At 70.9% G+C, this 3076-nt stretch carries 4 protein-coding genes; 2 read left to right on the forward strand and 2 right to left on the reverse strand.

Translation table 11 applies throughout. From position 1 onward, the window contains the following. The coding region (locus VFW24_14725) for an amidohydrolase family protein (GenBank protein HEX5268017.1) at positions 1-1041 on the forward strand (1041 nt) is incomplete at its 5' end. A gap of 85 nt (positions 1042-1126) precedes the next feature. On the opposite strand, the gene VFW24_14730 is transcribed toward VFW24_14725, so the two are convergent. Next, positions 1127-1915, reverse strand: a complete 789-nt coding sequence (locus VFW24_14730; protein ID HEX5268018.1) for an SDR family oxidoreductase — start codon at positions 1913-1915, stop codon at positions 1127-1129. Positions 1916-2508: 593 nt separating this feature from the next. Between VFW24_14730 and VFW24_14735 the strand changes: the two genes are divergently transcribed. Beyond that, entirely contained in the window at positions 2509-2835 is a 327-nt protein-coding gene (locus tag VFW24_14735; GenBank protein HEX5268019.1) for a hypothetical protein, read from the forward strand. An 8-nt stretch (positions 2836-2843) separates the two neighbouring features. Here the strand turns inward: VFW24_14735 and VFW24_14740 are convergent. Continuing rightward, positions 2844-3076, reverse strand: a 233-nt coding sequence (locus tag VFW24_14740; GenBank protein HEX5268020.1) for a hypothetical protein, incomplete at its 5' end; no start/stop codon positions are given.

The following is a 3076-nucleotide window of genomic DNA, read 5'->3' on the forward strand; positions in this document are numbered from 1 at the left end:
TGGCACTTCAGCCAGAACGGCGAGCCGATGCCGTGGGTGGGGATCGGCCTCGGCACCGTGGCCGCCAAGCAGTTCGAGCTGGGCGCGGTCTGCTACGACATGTACAACCGCTGGCTGGCCGACTTCTGCTCCGTCGACCCCGAGCGGCTGCTCGGCCTGGTGTACATCCCGAGCTGGGACATCGAGGCGTCGGTGGCCGAGCTGGAGCGGGCCCGGGCGGCGGGCCTGCGGGTGGTCAACTTCCCGCCCCCCAGCCGGCCCGGTCAGCCCGAGTACAACAACCCGGCGTGGGAACCGTTCTGGGCGGCCTGCTCGGACCTGGGATTCACCCTGGCCACCCATTCCAGCGGCGGGCCGATGTTCGACTACCTGGCCGGTCCCGGCGGGTTGGAGCTCATGGTCTACGAAGGGGGCGGGTACATGGCCCGTCGGGCGGTGTGGTGGTTGACCTACGGCCAGGTCTTCGAGCGCCACCCCGACCTCAAGCTGATCATCACCGAGCAGTACGAGGGCTGGTACCGGCCGACCATGCTCGAGCTCGACTCGATCTACATGACCTTCGCAACCGACCGTACGCTGGCGAAGATGCCGAGCGAGTACCTCCGGAGCAACGTCTTCCTCGGGGCCAGCTTCATGTCGACGTTCCTGGCTGAGGAGGCCTGGCGGGAGGGATACGCCGAGAACGTGCTCTGGGGGCGGGACTACCCGCACGTGGAGGGGACCTGGCGCCCGATCGAAGACGGCAGCGAGCCCGTGACCAAGCTGGCCCTGCGTCACGTCCTGTCCCGGGTCCCCACGCGGGAGGCCCTCCTCATGGCCGGCGAGAACGGGGTGCGGGTCTACGGCCTCGACGGGAAGTACCTGGCCGAGGTGGCGCGCCGCATCGGCGCCCCGACGGCGGCGGAGCTGTCGGTCCCGCCCGCGTCGCTGCCCGACGTCGACTCGTCCAACGCTTTCGTCGGGCAGGCCGGGCCGCGGCCCCTGGAACCCGAGCGCATCGCCCGGGCCGAGGCGCGCCAGCGGATGCTCAGCTCCACCTGATCCCGCGGAGATGGCCCCGGCCGCATCCGGGTCGTGAAGGAGTACGGGGACACCCTCCACGCCAGGGAGGTCTTCGGCTCTCTGCTCAGCGCATGACCTCCCCGGCGTTGACGAAGAGGGTCTGGCCGGTGATCCCGCTGGCCCGGGGGGACGCCAGGAACACGACGGCCTCGGCCACCTCCTCGTCGGTGGCCATACGCCGGAGGGGCATGTTGGCGGTCAGCTCCGAGACGACCTCGTCCTGGCTGACCCCCCGCTGCTGGGCCAGGTAGCTCATGTAGCCCTCAACGGGAGGGCCCCACATCCATCCCGGCGCCACCTCGTTGAGCCGCACGCCGCGGGCGCCGACCTCCTGGGCCACGTGGCGCATGGCGCCGGTGAGGCCGGCCTTCGACGCGGCATAGGCCGCCTGGAGCGCCAGGGGCGGGGGATGGTGCTGGGTCTGGGAGCTGATGAACACCACTCCGCCCCGCTGCCGGGCCAGCTCCGGCAGGGCGGCCCGGGTCATCTGCAGAGAGCCGAGCACGTTGACCTCGAACGCCGCCCGCCACTCGGCGAAGTCCCCGGCGCCCTCGAGCCCGCCGAAGACGGCGTCCAGGGCCGCGCAGTTGACCAGGGCGTCGACGCGCCCGAAGCGCTCGGTTGCCGTTTCCACCAGCCGGGTGCACGCGTCCGGGTCGGTGATGTCGGTGACGGCGTGCGCCACCCGTGCCCCGGACGGGTCGATCTCGGCGGCGACCGTCTCGAGTGTGGCGCCGGTGCGGGCACCGAGCACGACCGTGGCCCCCTCCCGGGCCGCCACCAGTGCGGTCTCCCGGCCCAGACCGGGCCCGACCCCGGAGACGATGATGGTCCTGCCCTCGAGATCTGCCATCCCGGTTGTGTACCAGGTCCCCGCCGCCTGAGGTCCCTCAAGGCGGCCCTGGCCGCCTGGCAGCGCATCACCCGCCAGGCCCCGGGGTTGTTTACCCACTGGAGATGGGCGACGGTCGCCTGGCGGTGAGGGTGGCAAGAGCCCGGTGACGGGAGACTTTCACGCCGGGATCTGTGGGAGCCGGGGGGTGAGATTCCGCCCGGCTACCCGCCAAATCACCCAGTGCGTCGGCGCGGGTGGAGAGCGCGCGCCATCCGTGCATTCGGAACAGGTTGGAACAGCGCGGAGGTGGAGAGCCGGTCCGCGCCGGGGCTGTCGGCCGCCGCGGAGCACACCGCGCATCAAGTTGGCAACTGTGCGTGGCCGCGCCGGGCGTCCTCGGTCGCATGCCGCCGGGCGCGATGTTCCAACCTGTTCCGAAAACACCGGGAGCGGTGGGCTGAGCGGCTCTGACCGCGTGGTGTGGCTTTCGGACAATGTGGAATCAGCGCGATAGGGGGACCGGTCCGGTCGACGGTTCGACACGCGGCCGGCGACGCGCGAGCACGTGGCGAAATAGCCTGTTCGACCAACCGGAGCCGAAGGAGACGAACATGCCCCAGTACGTGATCCTCGCCGACCACAGCGCCGACATCTGCCCGTCCTCCAACGGCAGGTCCCGGGCGCGAGCTCAGGAGGGGATGGGCCAGCTGCTCCCCAAGCTGTCGAAGGAAGCCGGCGTGGTGTTCCAGGTCGGCCCGTTGCATCTCGATCCCGGCCACCGGACGATGAGCGTCGTGGACGCGCCCAACATCGAGGCGGTCACCCAGCTGGTGTTCGATAGCGGGATGTCCCAGTGGAACACCGTCGAGGTGTGCCCGGTGAGACCCGTGGCCGAGCTCATGGCCGAGGTGGATCGCTTCCCGATCGTCTTCGACTGAGCCGGGCCTCAGTCGAGGTCTATTCGCACGGTCAGCATCTCGCCCGTGTCCAACGCCCGGAGCAGGACCCCGTCCAGGCGGTAGCCGGGCCGTCCCCGTCCGAGTTGACGGTGACGGGACCTGGCGTCGTCGTCGGGGAGAGGACGGGCGGTGCCCGACCTCCACGCCATCCGGAGCCCGTCTCGCAGGCGGGCGGGCCGGGCCCGGACCCGGACGTGGGGGTCAGCCCGGATGTTTTTGA

It is taken from the genome of Acidimicrobiales bacterium, assembly GCA_036273495.1.
In the GTDB taxonomy this organism is placed as follows: domain Bacteria; phylum Actinomycetota; class Acidimicrobiia; order Acidimicrobiales; family JAJPHE01; genus DASSEU01.

Excerpts from the sequence above, each read along its gene's own strand:
- VFW24_14730 (HEX5268018.1), bottom strand. The coding sequence starts at position 1,915 with ATGGCAGATCTCGAGGGCAGGACCATCATCGTCTCCGGGGTCGGGCCC.
- VFW24_14735 (HEX5268019.1), top strand. The coding sequence starts at position 2,509 with ATGCCCCAGTACGTGATCCTCGCCGACCACAGCGCCGACATCTGCCCG.